Below are 19,298 nucleotides of genomic sequence, written 5' to 3' on the forward strand. Positions count from 1 at the left end.
TAGTAAGCCGGTGCATAAATCCGGTGGTTACAGCAGTCTTCGGTGGAGCGGTAGTTCAGTCGGTTAGAATACCTGCCTGTCACGCAGGGGGTCGCGGGTTCGAGTCCCGTCCGTTCCGCCACTTATTTAAAGCCCTGAGCTAACGCTCAGGGCTTTTTTTTTGCCTGTTGTTTGAGTTTTTTCATCACCAAAATCTCGGTTGTGAATCTCAGTAAACAAGATTACTTGGCATGTTCAATGCCGAGTGGGGTATTTATGAAGCAGCCTCAAATCTCTTATCTTTCCAGCGGAATTTGTTTTACATGCTCACTTAGAAAGTCGATAAAGGCGCGAATACGAGTACTTACCGCTCGGTCACTGTAATATACCGCACTGAATGGCATCTCAACCGGTAGACGTTTGTCTGCCAATATCTCAACGAGATCTCCCTTCTCTAACTCTTTATTAATCATATAGTCTGATAAACAGGCAATACCGTTGCCGCTGAGGCAAAGCTGTTTTAACGTCTCTCCACTATTAGAGGATAACCCGCTGATAATCTCATGTGGTTGTCCGTCGCTGCCGGCGATAGGCCAGGTATTCAGCGATACAGGTTCAGTAAAGCCAAGGCATACATGGCGTTTAAGGTCTTCCACGTTAGTGGGGTTCCCGTAGCGGGCAATGTAACTGGGTGAGGCAATCATTTTTCGGTAGCTAGTAAAGAGAGGCCGTGCGCGCAGGCTTGAGTCAGTCAGTGTACCGGCGCGAATCGCTACATCTACTTTACGTTCAATCAGGTTGATAAAAGTCTCGGACGAAACAAGCGACAGCGACACTTCCGGATAACGCTCACGGAAAGGTTTCACTAGCGGCAGCAAAAAGTGCAAGACGACAGGTGTAGCAGCATCGATCCGCAGTAGACCTCGAGGTGTGCTCCTGGTTTCGATAATTTCTGTTTCTGCGGCGGCCATCTCCTGCAAGATAGATTGAACGCGACGAAAATATCGCTCACCTTCTTCCGTAAGGCTCAGTTGTCGCGTGGTGCGATTTAATAAACTCACCCCAAGTTTCATTTCCAACTTTTTTACCGAACGACTGATGGCTGAATTAGCCTGACCCAGTTGCACCGCTGCCCGACTGAAGCTCCCGCTTTCTACCACCGCCACAAAGATAACCAGCTCTTCTGACGTTGCTTTCATTGTTGCACCATCCGCAAAATTCCATTCATGTTATGACTTTTTTTGATAGTAATACACTCACGTCCGCTTCATGTCATCATGATCCGTAAACTTCACTGCGCAACTCCATATGAGCCTCCTGAAAATGAAGACCCGTTCGAAAATTAAGTCGTAAATGTCCCGGATTGATGAGCTTTAGTAAGCGCTTGCTTACAAAATCAGAAACAGGTTTATGAGTAATTGCGTTGAAAGTGTGAGCTAAAGTCCCTATAACATTAGAACCCGCCAGTATTTCGGCCGGGTCCATGTAATAGAGGTCGTTTCTAAAAGTGCGAAAAAATACCTATGCTATGCGCTATATCGCCGGACAACCCGCGGAGAGAATTTGGCCTCCGGGATCCTTTGCGAGCATTGGTCAGGCATTGCCTGCTGGTGCACCGCTAAGCAGCGATGAAAAAATCCGCGTACTGGTATGGAACATTTTTAAGCAACAGCGCGCCGAATGGTTATCCGTCCTGAAGAATTTCGGCAAAGATGCGCATCTGGTCTTATTACAAGAGGCGCAGACCACACCTGAGTTAGTCCGTTTTGCGACGACCAACTATCTGGCCGCCGATCAGGTTCCCGCATTTGTCTTGCCTCAGCATCCGTCAGGCGTCATGACACTCTCGGCTGCACACCCTGTCTATTGTTGTCCATTGCGTGAACGTGAGCCCATTTTACGCCTGGCTAAATCGGCGTTGGTCACGGTCTATCCTTTGCCGGATACCCGTTTACTGATGGTCGTGAATATTCATGCTGTGAATTTTAGTCTGGGCGTGGATGTCTACAGTAAACAGCTACTTCCGATTGGCGATCAGATAGCGCACCACAGTGGACCGATTATTATGGCGGGCGATTTCAATGCCTGGAGTCGGCCGCGAATGAATGCCCTTTATCGCTTTGCGCGTGAAATGTCTCTGCGTGAAGTTCGCTTTACCGATGACCAGCGCCGTAAAGCGTTTGGTCGTCCGCTTGATTTTGTGTTCTATCGGGGCCTGAACGTGCACGAAGCTTCCGTGTTGGTCACCCGTGCCTCCGATCACAATCCCCTACTCGTTGAATTCAGTCCCGGCAAACCTGATAAGTAATGGTGAGTCAGGTCTGCCGTCGGGCAGGCCTACGGAGGTGCTGCCCTTTATTTTTCAATCAAAAGGACAGTACGATGACAACACAATCCCATCATGACAACGTAGAAAAACAGTTTGGCTCACAGGCGAAGGCCTATCTGACCAGCGCCGTACATGCATCTGGCAACGACTTGGTGCGTCTTGGCGAGCGACTGGCCGCATTTCCCCGGGCTCATGTTCTCGATTTAGGTTGCGGGGCAGGACACGCGAGCTTTGTTGCGGCGCAGCACGTTGCAAAAGTGACAGCATATGACTTATCCAGCCAAATGCTTGAGGTGGTTAGTCACGCGGCAAAAGACAAAGGGCTGAGTAACATAACGACCCAGCAGGGGTATGCCGAATCGCTGCCTTTAACCGATGAGTCATTTGATATTGTTATCAGCCGCTATTCTGCTCACCACTGGCACGATGTCGGCCTGGCGTTACGCGAAATCAAACGTGTGCTGAAGCCCGGCGGTATTTTTATCATCATGGATATTATGTCCCCGGGACACCCGGTACGTGACGTTTGGCTCCAGACTGTTGAAGCCTTGCGTGACACCTCGCATGTGCGCAACTATTCCAGCGGCGAGTGGTTTTCAATGATGACAGACGCGGGATTAATTTCACGATCGTTGGTGACTGACCGCTTGCCTCTTGAGTTCACCTCCTGGATTGCGCGTATGCGCACACCTGAGGCGTTACGCCAGGCGATTAGGTTGTATCAGGAAAGTGCTTCTGCGGACGTGAGAGCGTACTTTGAGCTTCAGGAGGACGGTTCGTTCACCAGCGATACGATCCTGGCCGAGGCACATAAAGCAGGATAAACAAAAAAGGCACCGGGGGAATCGGTGCCTTTTCATTAAGGATTGAGCTATCAGGAGTCTGGCGTTGCGCTATTTTTCACAAACAGCGTCAACTGATCGCCAGGTTGCAGATTTCCGGTATCATCGTTCCAGCGCATCACATCTTTGATGTTCACGCCGTGAGTCTTCGCGATACTGGACAGCGAATCGCCTTTGCGTACGCGATAAGTAATGCTATCGCTGTTGCGGGCAAGACGCTGTGCACTGCTACCTGCACCAATCGTCAGATTCTGACCCACTTTCAGACTAGAACCGCGCAGATTATTCCACTGCTGCAGATCTTTTGTGTTCACGCCAAGACGTGAAGCGATGCCTGAAAGTGTATCGCCAGATCTAACCTTGTAGCTACGACTCGTCACAGAGGAAACGTCAGCGATCAGCGTAGACTGAACGGCAGCAATTTCACCTGAGGCTAAAGACTCGCGTAACTGCTCTGCATGCTTCTGCGGAACAAGAACGTACTGTGGCCCATTTGCGCCCAGTGTGGAGCCTTTAATGCCTGCATTAAAGGTCTTAAGCTTCTTAACCGGAATTCCCGTCATATCAGCAACCTGTTTCATATCAACTGGGCTGCTGAGGCTAACTCTGGCCAACGCACGACTTTCATCGGATGTAGGCAGTTGTACGCCATAACGTTTACTGTTTTTGAGTATATCGCTCAAAGCCAGCATTTTCGGTACGTAAAGCTTGGTTTCCTGAGGCAGAGAGAGAGACCAAAAATCGGTAGGTTTACCACGCGATTTGTTCGCTTTCATTGCTTTCAGTACACGACCTTCACCGCTGTTATACGCTGCGACTGTGAGTAACCAGTCACCGTCAAACATCTTATTCAGACGTTGCATCATGTCGAGAGCGGCAGTCGTTGAAGCGACTACATCACGACGCGCATCGTAGCTGCGGGTCTGTTTCAATCCATAATTGCGCCCAGTGCTCGGAATGATCTGCCAAATGCCTGCAGCATTGGCGCCAGACGTCGCGTGCGGGTCAAAAGCGCTCTCCACTATGGGTAGTAGTACCAGTTCCATAGGCATGTTACGTTTCTTAACTTGCCCTGCTATCCAGTACATATACGGCTCTGCCCGTAAAGTTACATCGTGGAGATAGCTCTTATTTCTCAAATACTTCTGTTTCTGATCGCGAATCCGGGTGTTTTCCGGAATTCCCATCTTCAGCTCGTCGCTAATAGAGGCCCACAAGTCCTGATCCTGCGCAAATGATGTCCCATCGTCCATCCATCGCGCCTGACTTGTAAACTTCCCTGCTTCCCCTTGACCAGCTGCAGAAAGGCTCTGTGCGTGCTGCTGAACGTTACCAGTATTCTGAGAAGACTGGCACCCAGCGAGCAGGACAGAGGCGAGTAATATCGCTTTTGCCTTCATGTGTGTGTCAATAGTTGCTTAAAAGACGAGCGATAATAACGGCGAAATTTTGAAAAGGCAACCCGCAATTGTTAGAAGTTATCTTTCTTTGACCGTAACCATGCAAAACGTTGTTCAGGTTGTTGCAATTTTGTTTCTTGGTTAATTTTGTTAATTAAATCAATATCATCAGTTCTTAAAAATAAATTTATTTCCCGCTCATTTTTGAGAATTACAGGCAGTGTACTTAGGTTTTTTGCCCGTAACTCCTTCACTTTGTGGTAATAATCCTGAATCGCACGATCCTCAGGAAGGATGCTCGCCTCAAACTTCATGTTTGCTAATGTATACTCATGAGCGCAACAAATGATGGTTTCTTCAGGCAGTGCGTTAATCTTTTGGAAAGACTTATACATTTGCTCAGGCGTCCCTTCAAAAAGCCGTCCGCAACCGGCAGAAAACATCGTGTCCCCACAAAAAAGATAAGGAGAGCTGTAGAAACAAATGTGTCCTGAAGTGTGACCCGGTGTAGCAAATACAGAAAATTCCCACTCCAGTATGAGGACATTTTGCCCCTCTTCGACTACGCAGGTGGTTCCCTTATTTTGCGTCTCCTGCGGTCCATATACCTCAAGATGAGGGAATTTTGCGCGCAGAGCAGGAACGCCGCCAACATGATCGTTATGATGATGCGTCAGTAAAATGGCCTCAGGCTGCCAGCCATTTTCTTCAATCGCTTTCAGCACTGGAGCCGCTTCACCAGGATCGACAATAACGCAGCGATCTTTATCGTCCGCTAAAACCCAGATGTAGTTGTCCTGAAATGCGGGAATACTGATAAGATTCATAAATTACCTCTCATAACCTAGCGAGTGTTTTGATGAAGCCGGCAAGGATACCTCAGATTGTCTCTGCACCAGAACATTGGGCACAATTGCCTAAGGGTGAATATTTTCGCGACGCGCTTGAGCGTCAGCTCAAACCCTGGCTCGCAAAAATGTACGGTTTTCACCTGCTCAAGATTGGCAATCTCAGCGCGGAAATCAATACCGAAAGCTGTGCTATCTCCCATCAGGTGAATGTTTCGCTAGCTGGTCAACCCATTCAGGTTAAGGCAGATCCGCTGCATTTACCCTTTGCTGAAAAATCCGTTGATGCCTGTCTGCTGGCAAATACGCTGCCGTGGTGTAGCGATCCGCATCGTCTTTTGCGAGAGGCTGACCGCGTGTTAATCGATGATGGATGGCTGATATTGAGTGGTTTTAACCCGATGAGCCTGATGGGACTGCGCAAACTGGTGCCTGTTTTGCGGCGGAAAGTCCCGTACAACAGCCGGATGTTTACGTTCACACGGCAGCTTGACTGGCTCTCGTTACTGAATTTTGAAGTCATGCATTACAGCGGTTTTCAGGTATTACCCTGGACGCAAGAGGGAGGGAAAATGCTAACCACGCACTTTCCGGCGCTGGGCTGCATGCAGCTTATTGTCGCGCGTAAGCGGACCATTCCTCTTACGCTTAATCCGATGAAACAGAGCAAAGCGAAATCCCAGATTCGTCAGGCCGTGGGCGCAACGCGACATTTTCGCAAACCGTAATCAGGAACCCGGCTGATAACCCACGTCTTCTTGAATGGGATTCATCGCGGCCGCGCGCGCAAGTTCGTCGCAGCGTTCGTTTTCCGGGTGTCCCGCATGGCCTTTTACCCATTCCCATTTAATGGTGTGATGGCTCAACGCCGCATCCAGGCGCTTCCAGAGATCCACATTTTTGACCGGTTTCTTATCTGCGGTTTTCCATCCGCGCTTCTTCCAGTTATGAATCCACTGCGTAATCCCCTGGCGCACGTATTGGCTGTCCGTGCTGATGACCACATCACAATCTTCTTTTAACGCTTCCAGCGCGACGATGGCCGCCATCAGCTCCATGCGATTATTGGTGGTCAGGTGATAACCTTCATTAAAGGTTTTTTCATGTCCGCGATAACGCAAAATAGCACCGTAGCCGCCAGGCCCCGGATTGCCGAGGCAAGATCCATCGGTGAAAATTTCTACCTGCTTAGTCATCTCTGGTAGACTTCCTGTATTTGAAACGATCAGTAAAACGACGAGTCTGACATAAATGACTGATATGAGCACTGCAATTACACGACAGATCGTTCTCGATACTGAAACCACCGGTATGAATCAGATTGGCGCGCACTACGAAGGTCACAAGATCATTGAGATCGGTGCCGTTGAGGTGATTAACCGTCGTCTGACTGGCAGAAATTTCCATGTTTATCTCAAGCCCGATCGTCTGGTGGATCCGGAAGCGTTTGGCGTTCACGGTATTGCCGATGAATTCTTGTTAGACAAACCCACGTTTGCGGACGTAGCGGATGAGTTTATCGAGTACATCAATGGGGCAGAACTTGTCATCCATAACGCCTCGTTCGATATCGGCTTTATGGATTATGAGTTCAGCAAGCTCAACCGTAACATCCCGAAAACAAACACCTTCTGCAAGGTGACCGACAGCCTGGCACTGGCGAGAAAAATGTATCCGGGCAAACGTAACAGCCTTGATGCGCTCTGCTCGCGTTATGAAATAGACAACAGCAAACGAACGCTGCACGGCGCATTGCTCGATGCCCAGATTCTGGCTGACGTCTATCTGCTCATGACGGGCGGTCAGACGTCGATGGCTTTCAGCACTGAAAGCGATTCTCAGCAGCAGGCCAACGGCGGAATTCAACGCGTTGTGCGACAAGACAGCCGACTACGCGTCATTTTAGCCAGTGAAGAAGAGCTGGCAGAGCATGAGTCGCGTCTCGATATCGTCCAGAAGAAAGGTGGAAGCTGCCTGTGGCGGGCATAAATCAGCTTTAAACCCTTTAAACCTGGCGCACGGGTGATTTTTGCAGCAACTGATTCAAATGTTGAGAAAAAGCGTTGACGGGATCGAAGGCAAACCGTAATATTCGCCTCGTTCCCAAGGGAACAATGCGGAGCGGTAGTTCAGTCGGTTAGAATACCTGCCTGTCACGCAGGGGGTCGCGGGTTCGAGTCCCGTCCGTTCCGCCACATTAGAAAGCCTGAATCAGAAATGATTCAGGCTTTCGTCATTTAAGCCCTATCACGTCTCTTATCTTTCCCTCAGCTTTGTTAGCTAAAAGTTAATGCTAGTGGTGCAATTAATTAACAATTGTGCGATTTCAGTGCGTCTTTCGCACCTTTTTTGTGCAACTGTATGTGCCAACTCATTTGCAAACATGACTTTTTGTAACTGCTTTGTAAAAAATAATCCTCCGATAATCATTAGCTTACTCACTGTTTTCCAGAAAGTTCCTGAACCAATCATTTATTGGTTCGTTAATTGCTTAATCATATAGGCGATAAGTACTTATCTATATCAATAGCTTATCGTTAATAACTATAAAGCAATGATGAAAGCAGGCGAACCATTATGGAAAAAGCGTCACGGTTTCTGGCAAATTCCAGCACTGCGCTTGAGCAGTTGCGTGGTCTCATCCATCAGCACGAGTCAACACCAGGCATTCCGCTGCCCACTGAACGTGAATTGGCGGAAACACTCAGCGTAGGGCGACGTGAAATTCGTCGTGCGCTGGACGTGCTGGAAGAAGAGGGGCGCATCTGGCGCAAGCAGGGCAAAGGGACCTTTATTGGTCCGGCTGCACCTGTTGAACCGCTGGCACTTCAGGGTTTAGTGCAACAAACCAATTTGCTGGAAGTCATGGAAGCCCGTCTGCAGCTCGAACCGGGCCTGGCCCGACTTGCGGCACTGCGTGCCACCAGGGAAAACCTCGCGCTCATGCAGCGCATGCTGGAACGCATCAATAAGGTCAGCCCGGATGACCGCGATCTTAACGAACTCTGGGACAGCGCCTTTCACCGCGCTATCGCGGAGGCCGCCGGAAATCGCTTGATGCTGGGGCTGTTCGACGCCATTGATGCCGTCCGCCGGGAGCCCGGCTGGCAGCATTTACGCGAACTAGCCCGAACGCCGGAGCGCGTTGACAGCTACAACGACCATCACGACAAAATCATGACGGCGATAATCAATCGCCAACCCAATGAAGCCGCGGCCGCCATGCGCGAACACTTGCTCAGCCTGCAAACCGCCCTGATTCAGGCCATCAACCTTGAGGATGATTCCCTGTTATGACGACGATCCCTTTTAAGGAGGCCGCGCCGGTCCTTCGCCTGCACAATCTCAACGTGAAATTTGCCGGCTCGCCGGTCAGCGTGCTCGACGGTATTTCCCTGACGGTCAAATCGGGTGAAACCCTGGCGCTGGTGGGCGAATCCGGGTGCGGAAAAAGCATCACCTCCCTGGCGCTGATGGGGCTGTTGCCAGCCAGCGCGCAAATCGTGAGCGGAGAAATGCAGTTCCGCCGCCACGATCTGCGCAAGCTCTCGCCCCGGGAATACGCCGATCTGCGCGGGAGCGAGCTGGCGATGATTTTCCAGGAACCCATGACCTCGCTAAACCCGGCCTTCACTCTGGGCGATCAGCTCAGCGAAGCGGTTATACGCCATCAGAAAATGTCCCCTTCAGACGCCATGGCAGTGGCGCTGCAAATTCTGGAAAAAGTGCAAATTCCTGCGCCAGAAATGCGTCTGAAATCGTATCCCCATCAGCTTTCGGGCGGGATGCGCCAGCGTGTGATGATTGCGATGGCGCTTATCAATCACCCGCGTCTGCTCATCGCCGACGAACCGACGACCGCACTGGATGTCACCATTCAGGCGCAAATTCTGAGCCTGCTGAACACCCTGAAAGCCGAAACCGGCACTGCGGTATTAATGATCACTCACGATCTGGGCGTCGTGGCAGAAGTCGCGCAGCAGGTGGCGGTGATGTATGCAGGACAAGTAGTAGAGCAGGGAAGCGTCGAGGCGATATTTGCCGATCCGCAGCATCCTTACACCATTGGTTTAATGGGTTCCATTCCCTCGCTCGGTGCGCGTAAAGGCCAGCTTTCCACCATTCCAGGAGCCGTACCGCTGCCGGAATTTATGCCTAAAGGCTGTCGTTTCGCCACTCGCTGCCCGTTCGCGCAAACCCGCTGTCACGATGAAAAACCTGTGCTGAACACCCTGGGCGCGGGGCATCAGGTCGCCTGTTTCCGCGTCCCCCTTGAGCAACATATCGCGCTGGGAGAAATCGCATGACCGTACCCATTCTTGAAGCTCGCGATCTGAGCAAACTTTTTCCCGGCCCTAAAAAGCTCTTCGCGCCCGCAAAATTTGTGACGGCGGTCGACAGGGTTTCGCTCTCGGTAATGCCGGGCGAAACGCTGGCTATCGTCGGTGAGTCCGGCTCCGGAAAGTCCACCCTTGGACGCTTGCTCCTGCGTTTACTCGCGGCCAGCGAAGGTCGTGTTTTTTATCAGGGCGAAGAGATCACCCAGGCTTCAGGTTCGCGTCTGAACCAGCTGCGCCGCGAGCTGCAAATCATCTTTCAGGATCCGTTTGCCTCGCTGAATCCGCGCATGACGGTGGAGCAAATCGTCGGTGAACCGCTGTGGTTGCACCAGAACATGAAAAAAGCCGACCGCCAGTATCGCGTGGCGGAACTGCTCAAAACCGTCGGATTACCTGCCGCCTGGGCCGGACGTTATCCACATGAGTTTTCCGGCGGCCAGCGCCAGCGCATCGGCATTGCGCGTGCGCTCGCGTCAGGGCCAAAACTGTTGCTCGGCGATGAGCCGGTGTCGGCGCTGGATGTTTCCGTGCAGGCACAGGTCGTGAATTTACTGGAAAGCCTGAAGCATCAGTTGGGCCTGACGATGGTGATTGTGGCGCACGGTCTGGCGGTGATCCGCCATATGAGCGACCGCGTGGCGGTCATGTACCTCGGGCAAATCGTTGAGCTGGCGACCGTCGATGAAATTTTTGACGCACCGCTACACCCATACACTCAGGCGTTGATTGCTTCCGCACCGCAAATGCAGCCGGGCGCGCAGCGCACTACGCCGCTATTACAAGGGGATTTGCCGAACCCGGCAAACCCGCCAACGGGATGTCGATTCCACACCCGCTGTCCTTACGTCACGGATGAATGCCGCCAGGTAGAACCTATCGATCAGGTTTTGGAAGGTGGACGTCAGGTCGCCTGCCATCGCTGGCAGGAGATCAATCGCGATCGCAGTGTTATCCAGATAGCACCGCCATCCGCAGCCTTTTTGCGCCGCCGCGCGCTGTTCGAACATGCGGCAACTCACTCGTCTCTTCCAGCAAGGAACTCATGATAATGACAATGCGTAATTCTCTTTTGACCGTACTGGGAAGTGTAATGTTGCTTGGTGCGGCCGTTCCCGCGCACTCAGAAAGCGTCCTGCGAATCGGACTGGGCGCTGACCCGGATATGCTCGATCCGCATCTGGCGCGCACCTACTATGGCCGCTTCGTGTTTGCCTCTCTGTGCGACAGGCTGGTGGACGTGGATGAAAATCTGAAAGTGGTGCCGGGCCTGGCGAAAGACTGGTCGTGGAGCGATGACAATAAAACGCTGACCATGAATTTGCGTGAAGGCGTGACCTTCCACGATGGCGAAAAGTTTGATGCGAAAGCCGCGAAATACAACCTCGACCGCGCATTAACGCTGAAAGGCTCGCTGCGTAAAAGCGAAATTTCGTCTATCGAATCCGTCGAAGTAAAAAGCCCAACTCAAATTGCGATTCACCTGAAAACGCCAGACGCCGCGCTGCTGATGCAGCTAACCGACCGTGCAGGGGCGATGATGGCGCCAGAAGCGGCAGCGAAGCCTGATTTTGCCGCGCATCCGGTGTGCTCCGGGCCTTACAAATTCGATAGCCGCGTTTCGCAGGATCGCATCGTTCTGAGTCGTTTCGACAATTACTGGAATAAAGGCGCGTATCACTTCGACAAAATCATCTATCTGCCGATCCCGGATGCCTCTGTGCGCCTGGCGAACCTGCGCGCGGGCGATCTGGATCTGACCGAAGGCGTGGCGGCAAGCGACGTTAAAACGGTCGAAGCGGACAGCAAGCTGGCGCTGGCAAAAGTCACCGGGCTGGGATATCAGGGCATCACGTTCAACATCAACAACGGCAAAGTCCCGGCGAACGATCCGTTCAAAGACGCCCGCGTACGTGAGGCGTTCTCGCTGGCGATTGACCGCGATGCGCTGAATCAGGTGGTGTTTGAAGGGCTGTACACCCCGGCAAACCAGGCGTTCTCACCGGTCAGCCCCTACCACGTCAACGTGCCCGTCCCGGCGCGCGACGTTGAGAAATCAAAATCACTGCTGAAAGCGGCAGGCATTAACGCTCCGCTTAATGTGAATCTGCTGGTGCCAAACAACCCAACCTCGCAGCAGGTGGGCCAGGTCTTACAGGCGATGGTGGCGGAAGCGGGCTTTAATCTGAATCTGCAAATGACCGAATTCGCTACGCTGCTGGATCGCCAGCAAAGCGGCGATTATCAGCTGAGCTTCTCCGGCTGGTCTGGTCGCCCGGATCCGGACGGCAGCATCTACGGCTTTATTAACAGCAAAGGCAACCTGAACGACGGTCGGTACAGCAACGCGCAGGTGGATGAATGGCTGACTCAGGCTCGTTTGAATACCGATCCTGCGGCGCGCCAGCCGTTGTACGACAAGGTGGTCAAACAGCTGCAAACGGATATGCCGATCGCTTACCTCTATTTTGAGCCACGTATTTTCGGTCTGAATAAAAGCGTGCAAGGCTTCAAACCGTATCCGGACGGCATCGTGCGTCTGGCGGGCTTAACGCTTGCGAAGTAACGAGGGTGTGAGGAGAAACCATGCTGGAACTGATTTGTAAACGCCTGCTGCTGGCGATCCCAACGTTACTGCTGGTCAGCATGATGGTTTTCGGGCTGCAAAAATTGCTGCCCGGCGATCCGCTCATCGCCATGGCAGGAGAAGAGCGTGACCCGGTGGTCATCGCTCAGCTGCGTGCGGAACTGAACCTGGATGCGCCGTTGCCGGTGCAGTATTTCGACTGGCTGACGCGCGCGTTGCAGGGCGATCTTGGTGTCTCCTTACGTACACATGAACCGGTGACACAGCTGATTGCCAGCAAATTGCCGGTCACGATGGAGCTGTCATTGCTGGCGATGATCATCGCGCTGGTGTTTGGTATCGGCATGGGGATCCTCGCGGCGGTCAACAAAAACACCTGGGTCGATCACGGGGCAAACTTTGTGGCGATCTCCGGGATCTCGATACCGCACTTTTGGCTGGGGATCTTGTTGATCCTGGTGTTCTCGGTCAATTTGCAGTGGCTTCCTGCTTCTGGCTATGTGCCGTTCAGCGAGGATCCGCTGCAAAACCTGCGCACACTGTTACTGCCCGCGTCAGTACTCGGAACCGGGCTTGCGGCAACGCTGATGCGTCACACGCGCGCGTCGATGATTGCGGTGCTGAAAGCAGATTACATTCGGACGGCGCGCGCGAAAGGGCTGCTGCCAAACGCAGTGATCCTCAAGCACGCCTTTCGTAATGCGCTGGTGCCGGTTATCACGCTCACCACGCTGCTGTTCGGCGAATTGTTGGGCGGAGCGGTGCTGACTGAGCAGGTTTTCACCATCCCCGGCTTTGGCAAAATGATTGTCGATTCCGTGTTCAACCGTGATTACGCGGTGGTGCAGGGGGTGGTGCTGATCGTCGCAATAGGTTTCCTGCTGCTGAACCTGCTGGCTGACGTGCTTTATGTTCTCATCAACCCGAAAATGCGAGGCTAATCATGGCGGAAATGACCACTCAAACCGTTGCGCCCGTGCTGCAGCGTGCGCAAAACCGGGTGCTGAAGAAATTCCTCGCCAATAAAAGTGCGGTGATTGGCGCCGTCGTGGTCGGCATCTTTGTGCTGATTGCGCTCCTGGCGCCGTGGCTCGCGCCGTTCGATCCGGTCAAAGCCAACTTTCTGGCGGTGCGCAAACCGCCGTCTGAACTGTTCTGGTTTGGCACCGACGAACTGGGCCGCGATATTCTCTCGCGTATTGTCTGGGGCGCACGTACGTCGCTGATGGCGGGCTGTATGTCTGTGGTGATCGCGGTGGTGATCGGTGTGCCGTTGGGGCTGGTGGCCGGTTATTTCCAGGGAATCTGGGACGGCGTCATTTCGCGGTTTATCGAAGCGCTGCTGGCCTGTCCGTTCCTGATCATGGCGATCGCGCTGGGGGCTTTTTTAGGTCCAAGCCTGACCAACGCGATGATCGCTATCGGTTTATCCGCCATGCCGATCTTTGCGCGACTGACGCGCGGTCAGGTGATCGCCATCCGCAACGAAGAGTACATCGACGGGGCGCGAGCAATTGGCCTGCCGGATCGCTGGATCATCATCAAATACGTGCTGCCAAACGTGATGTCACCGATTCTGGTGCAGGCTACGCTGGCGATTGCTTCCGCGATTATCGCCGAAGCCAGTCTGTCGTTCCTCGGCCTGGGCCAACAGCCGCCAAACCCATCGTGGGGTTCCATGCTCAACACGGCAAAAGGTTTCCTGGAACAATCCCCCTGGATGTCCATTTTTCCTGGCATCGCTATTTTCCTGGCGGTGCAGGGCTTTAATTTACTCGGCGACGGGCTACGCGATGCGCTCGATCCGCGCCACGACTAAGGAGTCATGATGACCAAAGCGCTTGATTTTACGACCGGTTACGCGTCACGACGCCCTCCGATGATGGGGCACAATGCGGTCGCCACCTCTCAGCCCCTGGCGGCGCAGGCTGGGATGCGCATGCTGCAGCTCGGCGGCAATGCCGTTGACGCCGCGATTGCCACGGCCATGGCGCTCACCGTCGTTGAGCCAACCGGTAACGGAATTGGCAGCGATGCGTTTGCCATCGTCTGGGACGGTAAAAAACTGCACGGTTTGAACGCTTCGGGCCGTTCGCCTGCCAGCTGGCATGCGGATCTGTTCGCTGGCAAAACCGCCATGCCAGAGCTTGGCTGGGATGCCGTTACCGTACCCGGCGCGGTGTCTGGTTGGGTGGCGCTGGCAGAACGTTTCGGCACGTTGCCGATGACGACACTGGCGCAACCGGCCATTGAGTATGCACGCAACGGTTTCCCGGTTTCACCGCTGATTGGTCATCTGTGGCAGCGCGGCTATAACAAACTGAAGGATCAGCCGGGCTTTAGCGCCTGCTTTGCCCCAGAAGGCTGCGCTCCGCGCGTCGGTGAGATTTTCCGTAATCCGGCGCAGGCCAATTCCCTGGAGCTGATTGCCAAAACCAACGGTGAAGCGTTCTATCGTGGCGAACTGGCGCAGAAAATTGCCGCCTTTGCCAAAGAGCACGGCGCGCATTTGACGGCTGAGGATCTGGCGAATCATCGCGTTGATTGGGTTGAGTTGCTGTCGCGCGACTTTGCGGGCGGCTCGGTACAAGAGCTACCGCCGAACGGTCAGGGGATTGCGACGCTGATTGCTCTCGGGATTCTGGAACAGTGCGGAATTGAGCGCCATCACCCGGATTCTGTGCAGTCGCTGCATCTGTCAATCGAAGCGATGAAGCTGGCGCTGGCCGATCTGGATCGTTACGTGGCCGACGAAGAACACATGGAGTTCGCGGCGAAAGCGTTGTTGACCGATGAGTATCTGGCATCGCGCGCGGCACTGATTGACCACGATAAAGCGTCAGATTTTACCTACGGCGCGCCGACGCAAAGCGGGACGGTTTACCTTTCCGCAGCCGATTCCAGCGGCATGATGATCTCCTTTATTCAGTCGAACTTTATGGGCTTTGGCTCCGGTGTGGTTGTGCCGGATACCGGCATCAGCCTGCAAAACCGTGGCTGCGGTTTTGTGCTCGACCCCAAACACCCGAACGCGCTAGCGGGCGGCAAGCGTCCGTTCCACACTATCATTCCGGGCTTTGCGATGGATGGAAACGGTCAGCCGCTGATGTCATTTGGCGTGATGGGCGGCCCAATGCAGGCGCAAGGGCATATGCAAATGGCGCTGCGCATTATGTTGCATGGACAAAACCCGCAGGCGGCAATCGATGCGCCGCGCTGGCGCGTGGTGCAGGGCAGGGAAGTGATCGTCGAATCGACGTTTGATCGCAATACGATTGCGGCGCTGCGCGAGCGCGGGCATCAGATTGTGGTGGAAGATCCGTTGCAGGAATACAACTTCGGCGGTGCGCAGGTGATTTACCGCATGCCGGAAGGGCATTACGTTGCGGCAACCGAAAGCCGCAAAGACGGACAGGCATTAGTCAGCTAACGATTGATCCACCCTCTCCCCAGTGGGGAGAGGGCTGTTGCGCAGGGATAAACTCACCCGATGCTAAACGGATCTGCATCCTGCCACGCAGGAAACTTCTCCCGATATTCTTTCAGCGCCGTCAGCGACAGTTCGGCGTCAATACGCGTCGCCTGATGCGCCTCCGCCGTTGCCAGAATTTCACCTTGTGGAGTCACCACCCGGCTATCACCGCGATAGTGGTGTCCGTTACCGTCCGTGCCGACGCGATTGCAGCCGACGACATATGCCTGATTTTCAATTGCACGCGCCACCAGCAGCGCCTGCCAGTGCAGCGAGCGCGGGGCTGGCCAGTTGGCGACGTACAGCGCCAGATCGTAATCATTGCGGTTGCGTGACCACACCGGGAAGCGCAGGTCGTAACACACCAGCGGCAGGATCCGCCAGCCGCGCCACTCAAAGATCACCCGCTCGTGACCCGCTTCGTAATGATGATGCTCATCCGCCATGCGGAACAGATGGCGTTTGTCGTAAAAGTGCAGCGTACCGTCCGGCTCGACCAGCAGGAAGCGGTTAACGGGGCCGCGATCGGTTTGCAGCGCCGCGCTTCCCGCTACCAGGGCATTGGTTTGCTGAGCCTTGGTATGCATCCAGGCGACCACTTCGTCCTGCGGCAGAGACTGTTTTGCCGCCTCCATGGCGAAGCCGGTCGTGAACATTTCTGGCAGAACAATCACATCGCGCCCGGAAATATCTTCGAGCTGGCGATCAAAATGGCGCAGGTTGGCAGGGCCATCCATCCACACCAGGGGTTGTTGCAGTAGGGTAATCTTCAAACCAGGCACAATTCAGACTCCTCGTCAGACAGCATTTTGACACTGTAGCACGGGGCAAAGAGAAAATGTGGCAATAAAAAACCCCGCACAGGGCGGGGTTAGTGGGAGCGTAGCGGGTTATGCCGCTTCAGATTTGCGGACCTGCTCCGGCAGCTTTACCGGCTTGGTCGCCAGCTCGTCGTGCTCGAAATCATCGACGTTGATACTGCGCAGACGGCTCTCTTCGGCTTTAATCAAAACGGCGGCTTCGGTGTGATCGATAATTCCACCCGCCAGCGCCTGTTCTGCCAGCGCATCCAGACGTGTAAACGGCAGGTTTTTGCCGAGCTGTTTGCAGATCTTCTGATGGATAGGATCGGCAGCCATGACGTCCAGCAGCGCCGCTTCCAGCAGACCGACCGGATTGTGCTCGCTTGGCGTCAGGTACTGACCGCGGCCAATACGGGAGCGCGTCGCGCTTGGGACCTGCAGGATCTTCGCCACTTTGTGATCGAGTTTATCGGACGGGGCGAGATAGTGACGCCCGGTCGGGAAGATCACCACGCGCAACGCGCCTGCAACCAGTCGATTCGGGAAGTTCGCCAGCAGATCGTCAATCGCCTGTTCTGCTTTATACAGCGCATCCTGTACGCCCCAGTGCACCAGCGGCAGATCCGCTTCGTGACGGCCTTCATCGTCGTAGCGTTTCAGCGTGGCAGATGCGAGGAACACCTGGCTTAACACATCGCCGAGACGGGCAGAGATACGCTCGCGGCGCTTCAGGCTGCCGCCCAGGACGGCCATCGACACGTCAGACAGCAGCGCGAGGTTAGCGCTCAGACGGTTCAGGTGCTGGTAATAGCGTTTGGTTGCATCGCCGGTTGGCGTGGCGCTGGTCAAACCGCGCGTCAGGCCGAGCCAGAAGCTGCGTACTTTGTTGCTGCCCACGTGGCCGATATGCTTGAACAGCAGCTTATCGAAGGCGTTGACGTCGTTATTCTGCGCCGCCGCCATCTCTTCCAGCACATACGGATGGCAGCGAATCGCGCCCTGACCGAAGATCATCATGCTGCGGGTCAGAATGTTTGCCCCCTCAACGGTGATGGCAATCGGTGCGCCCTGATATCCGCGTGCCAGGAAGTTGCTCTCGCCAAGCATGATGCCTTTGCCGCCCGCGATATCCATTGCATCAATAATTGACTGCTGTGCGCGGTGGGTACAGTGATACTTCACGATAGCCGACAGCACCGCCGGTTTTTCACCGAGCATGATGCCGTAAGTGATCAGCGATGCAGCGGCGTCCATCACGTAAGCGTTGCCCGCGATACGTGCCAGCGGCTCTTCGATACCTTCCATCTTGCCGATGGAGATTTTGAACTGGCGGCGAATGTGCGCGTAGGCGCCGATACCCATCGCCACAGACTTCAGGCTGCCGGTAGAGTTTGACGGCAAGGTGATACCGCGACCGACCGACAGACATTCCACCAGCATCCGCCAGCCCTGACCGGCCATGCTCGGACCGCCGATGATGTAATCAATCGGCACAAAAATGTCTTCGCCACGGGTTGGACCGTTCTGGAACGGGACGTTCAGCGGGAAGTGGCGGCGACCAATTTCAACGCCCGGCGTGGAGGTTGGGATCAGCGCACAGGTAATGCCCAGATCTTCTTCATCGCCCAGCAGTTTGTCGGGGTCAGAGAGCTTAAAGGCCAGACCCAGTACGGTCGCGATAGGCGCAAGGGTGATATAGCGTTTGTTCCAGGTCAGGCGCATACCCAGCACCTGCTGACCCTGCCAATCGCCCATGCAGACCACGCCGGTATCCGGGATCGCACCGGCATCAGAACCCGCTTCCGGGCTGGTCAGCGCGAAGCATGGAATTTCCTGTCCACGAGCCAGACGCGGCAGATAGTGATCTTTTTGCGCTTCAGTGCCGTAATGTTGCAGCAATTCGCCCGGGCCTAACGAGTTCGGTACGCCGACGGTGATCGCCAGAATCCCGGAGACACCTGCCAGTTTTTGCAGGACGCGAGCCTGAGCGTAAGCGGAGAATTCCAGACCGCCGTACTCTTTTTTGATGATCATCGCGAAGAAGCGATGCTCTTTAAGGAACGCCCACAGCTCCGGCGGGAGATCGGCCATTTCATGGGTGATCTGGAAGTCGTTCGCCATGCGGCATGCTTCTTCAACCGGGCCGTCGATAAAGGCCACTTCTTCGGCCGTTAAACGCGGCTGCGGATAGTTGTGCAGTTTTTTCCAGTCAGGATTTCCCTGGAACAGATCGCCTTCCCACCAGGTTGTGCCCGCGTCGATTGCCTCTTTTTCAGTGCGGGACATCGGCGGCATCACTTTACGGAAGCCTTTAAACACGGGCGCGGAAATCATCGACTTACGCATCGCCGGTACGTTCAGCGGCAGCAGGATGATGGCCAGCGGCAGGACAAGCCAGATAGTCCACAGGCCCGAAAGACCCAGCGCAGCGGTCCAGGCCAGTAAAATCAGGCTGCTCAGAAGTAAACCTACGCGGTGATAAAACAGCACACCGAGCAGAACAACGGTTGCGAGAATGCTCAAAATCATCATAAAGAAAAGCTCCCTGTCTTGTAGGAGGTCTGACCACTTGTGATGATATGGTTGTAGTGGATGTTATTTCTTTTAGCAATACGTTCACAAAATAATTACAACCTGGTTCACAATGTTCAGGGTGTGGCAGGCACGAATCATCAAAACGCCGGATGATTCGCATGGCTTT

Annotated in this window: 17 protein-coding genes and 2 tRNA genes; 13 read left to right on the top strand and 6 right to left on the bottom strand. The window is 54.2% G+C overall.

The genetic code is table 11. The features are described 5' to 3' along the window. Positions 1–44: 44 nt before the first annotated feature. Positions 45–121, top strand: a tRNA-Asp gene (locus AC07RN_RS20590). Positions 122–275: 154 nt separating this feature from the next. On the opposite strand, the gene yafC is transcribed toward AC07RN_RS20590, so the two are convergent. Continuing rightward, entirely contained in the window at positions 276–1,178 is a 903-nt protein-coding gene (yafC, locus tag AC07RN_RS20595; RefSeq protein ID WP_478337173.1) for a DNA-binding transcriptional regulator YafC, read from the bottom strand. Positions 1,179–1,486: 308 nt separating this feature from the next. On the opposite strand from yafC, the gene AC07RN_RS20600 reads away from it, so the two are divergent. Beyond that, complete coding sequence (locus AC07RN_RS20600) at positions 1,487–2,287, top strand: endonuclease/exonuclease/phosphatase family protein (protein WP_478337174.1); 801 nt, start codon at positions 1,487–1,489, stop codon at positions 2,285–2,287. Between the two features lie 74 nt (positions 2,288–2,361). After that, positions 2,362–3,132 (top strand): class I SAM-dependent methyltransferase, encoded by a 771-nt coding sequence (locus AC07RN_RS20605; protein ID WP_449553345.1) that lies wholly within the window; start codon positions 2,362–2,364, stop codon positions 3,130–3,132. A gap of 50 nt (positions 3,133–3,182) precedes the next feature. Here the strand turns inward: AC07RN_RS20605 and mltD are convergent, their stop codons facing one another. Together mltD and gloB are read right to left on the bottom strand one after the other, a co-directional pair. Further along, positions 3,183–4,550, bottom strand: coding sequence for a murein transglycosylase D (gene mltD, locus AC07RN_RS20610; RefSeq protein ID WP_478337175.1), 1,368 nt, complete (start codon positions 4,548–4,550; stop codon positions 3,183–3,185). A gap of 71 nt (positions 4,551–4,621) precedes the next feature. Then, positions 4,622–5,377: a hydroxyacylglutathione hydrolase gene (gene gloB / locus AC07RN_RS20615; protein ID WP_478337176.1), complete on the bottom strand. Its 756-nt coding sequence runs from the start codon at positions 5,375–5,377 to the stop codon at positions 4,622–4,624. A gap of 32 nt (positions 5,378–5,409) precedes the next feature. Here gloB and AC07RN_RS20620 point away from each other — a divergent pair, with 32 nt between their 5' ends. Next, entirely contained in the window at positions 5,410–6,126 is a 717-nt protein-coding gene (locus AC07RN_RS20620) for a class I SAM-dependent methyltransferase (RefSeq protein ID WP_012016154.1), read from the top strand. Here AC07RN_RS20620 and rnhA read toward each other — a convergent pair whose 3' ends face one another. Then, the gene (rnhA, locus tag AC07RN_RS20625; RefSeq protein ID WP_190275364.1) at positions 6,127–6,705 is read right to left on the bottom strand and encodes a ribonuclease HI; all 579 of its coding nucleotides are present in this window, start codon (positions 6,703–6,705) and stop codon (positions 6,127–6,129) included. On the opposite strand from rnhA, the gene dnaQ reads away from it, so the two are divergent. The 9 genes from dnaQ (at position 6,659) to AC07RN_RS20670 (ending at position 15,752) form a co-directional block, all read left to right on the top strand. Next, on the top strand, positions 6,659–7,387 hold the full coding sequence (gene dnaQ / locus AC07RN_RS20630) for a DNA polymerase III subunit epsilon (RefSeq protein WP_150099555.1): 729 nt from the start codon (positions 6,659–6,661) through the stop codon (positions 7,385–7,387). The two genes, rnhA and dnaQ, sit on opposite strands and share 47 nt — an antisense overlap. Positions 7,388–7,516: 129 nt before the next feature. Next, positions 7,517–7,593, top strand: a tRNA-Asp gene (locus AC07RN_RS20635). A gap of 382 nt (positions 7,594–7,975) precedes the next feature. Further along, entirely contained in the window at positions 7,976–8,695 is a 720-nt protein-coding gene (locus tag AC07RN_RS20640; protein WP_012016157.1) for a FadR/GntR family transcriptional regulator, read from the top strand. Next, entirely contained in the window at positions 8,692–9,705 is a 1,014-nt protein-coding gene (locus AC07RN_RS20645; protein WP_186755223.1) for an ABC transporter ATP-binding protein, read from the top strand. The genes AC07RN_RS20640 and AC07RN_RS20645 overlap by 4 nt, the downstream gene beginning before the upstream one ends. Further along, positions 9,702–10,784 carry an ABC transporter ATP-binding protein gene (locus AC07RN_RS20650; protein WP_478337177.1) on the top strand — a complete coding sequence of 361 codons (1,083 nt, stop codon included), beginning with the start codon at positions 9,702–9,704 and terminating at the stop codon, positions 10,782–10,784. Before AC07RN_RS20645 ends, AC07RN_RS20650 begins: the two co-directional genes overlap by 4 nt. A gap of 2 nt (positions 10,785–10,786) precedes the next feature. Then, positions 10,787–12,301 (top strand): ABC transporter substrate-binding protein, encoded by a 1,515-nt coding sequence (locus AC07RN_RS20655; RefSeq protein ID WP_235134805.1) that lies wholly within the window; start codon positions 10,787–10,789, stop codon positions 12,299–12,301. 20 nt (positions 12,302–12,321) lie between these two features. Continuing rightward, positions 12,322–13,263, top strand: coding sequence for an ABC transporter permease (locus tag AC07RN_RS20660; protein WP_012016161.1), 942 nt, complete (start codon positions 12,322–12,324; stop codon positions 13,261–13,263). Positions 13,264–13,265: 2 nt separating this feature from the next. Continuing rightward, the gene (locus AC07RN_RS20665) at positions 13,266–14,141 is read left to right on the top strand and encodes an ABC transporter permease (RefSeq protein WP_478337178.1); all 876 of its coding nucleotides are present in this window, start codon (positions 13,266–13,268) and stop codon (positions 14,139–14,141) included. A 9-nt stretch (positions 14,142–14,150) separates the two neighbouring features. Beyond that, entirely contained in the window at positions 14,151–15,752 is a 1,602-nt protein-coding gene (locus tag AC07RN_RS20670; protein ID WP_478337197.1) for a gamma-glutamyltransferase family protein, read from the top strand. Positions 15,753–15,805: 53 nt separating this feature from the next. Here AC07RN_RS20670 and AC07RN_RS20675 read toward each other — a convergent pair whose 3' ends face one another. Together AC07RN_RS20675 and fadE are read right to left on the bottom strand one after the other, a co-directional pair. After that, the gene (locus AC07RN_RS20675) at positions 15,806–16,576 is read right to left on the bottom strand and encodes an amidohydrolase (RefSeq protein ID WP_478337179.1); all 771 of its coding nucleotides are present in this window, start codon (positions 16,574–16,576) and stop codon (positions 15,806–15,808) included. A gap of 108 nt (positions 16,577–16,684) precedes the next feature. Further along, complete coding sequence (gene fadE, locus AC07RN_RS20680) at positions 16,685–19,129, bottom strand: acyl-CoA dehydrogenase FadE (RefSeq protein ID WP_478337180.1); 2,445 nt, start codon at positions 19,127–19,129, stop codon at positions 16,685–16,687. Between the last annotated feature and the right edge of the window lie 169 nt (positions 19,130–19,298).

The organism is Lelliottia sp. GFLA7 (assembly GCF_056490165.1).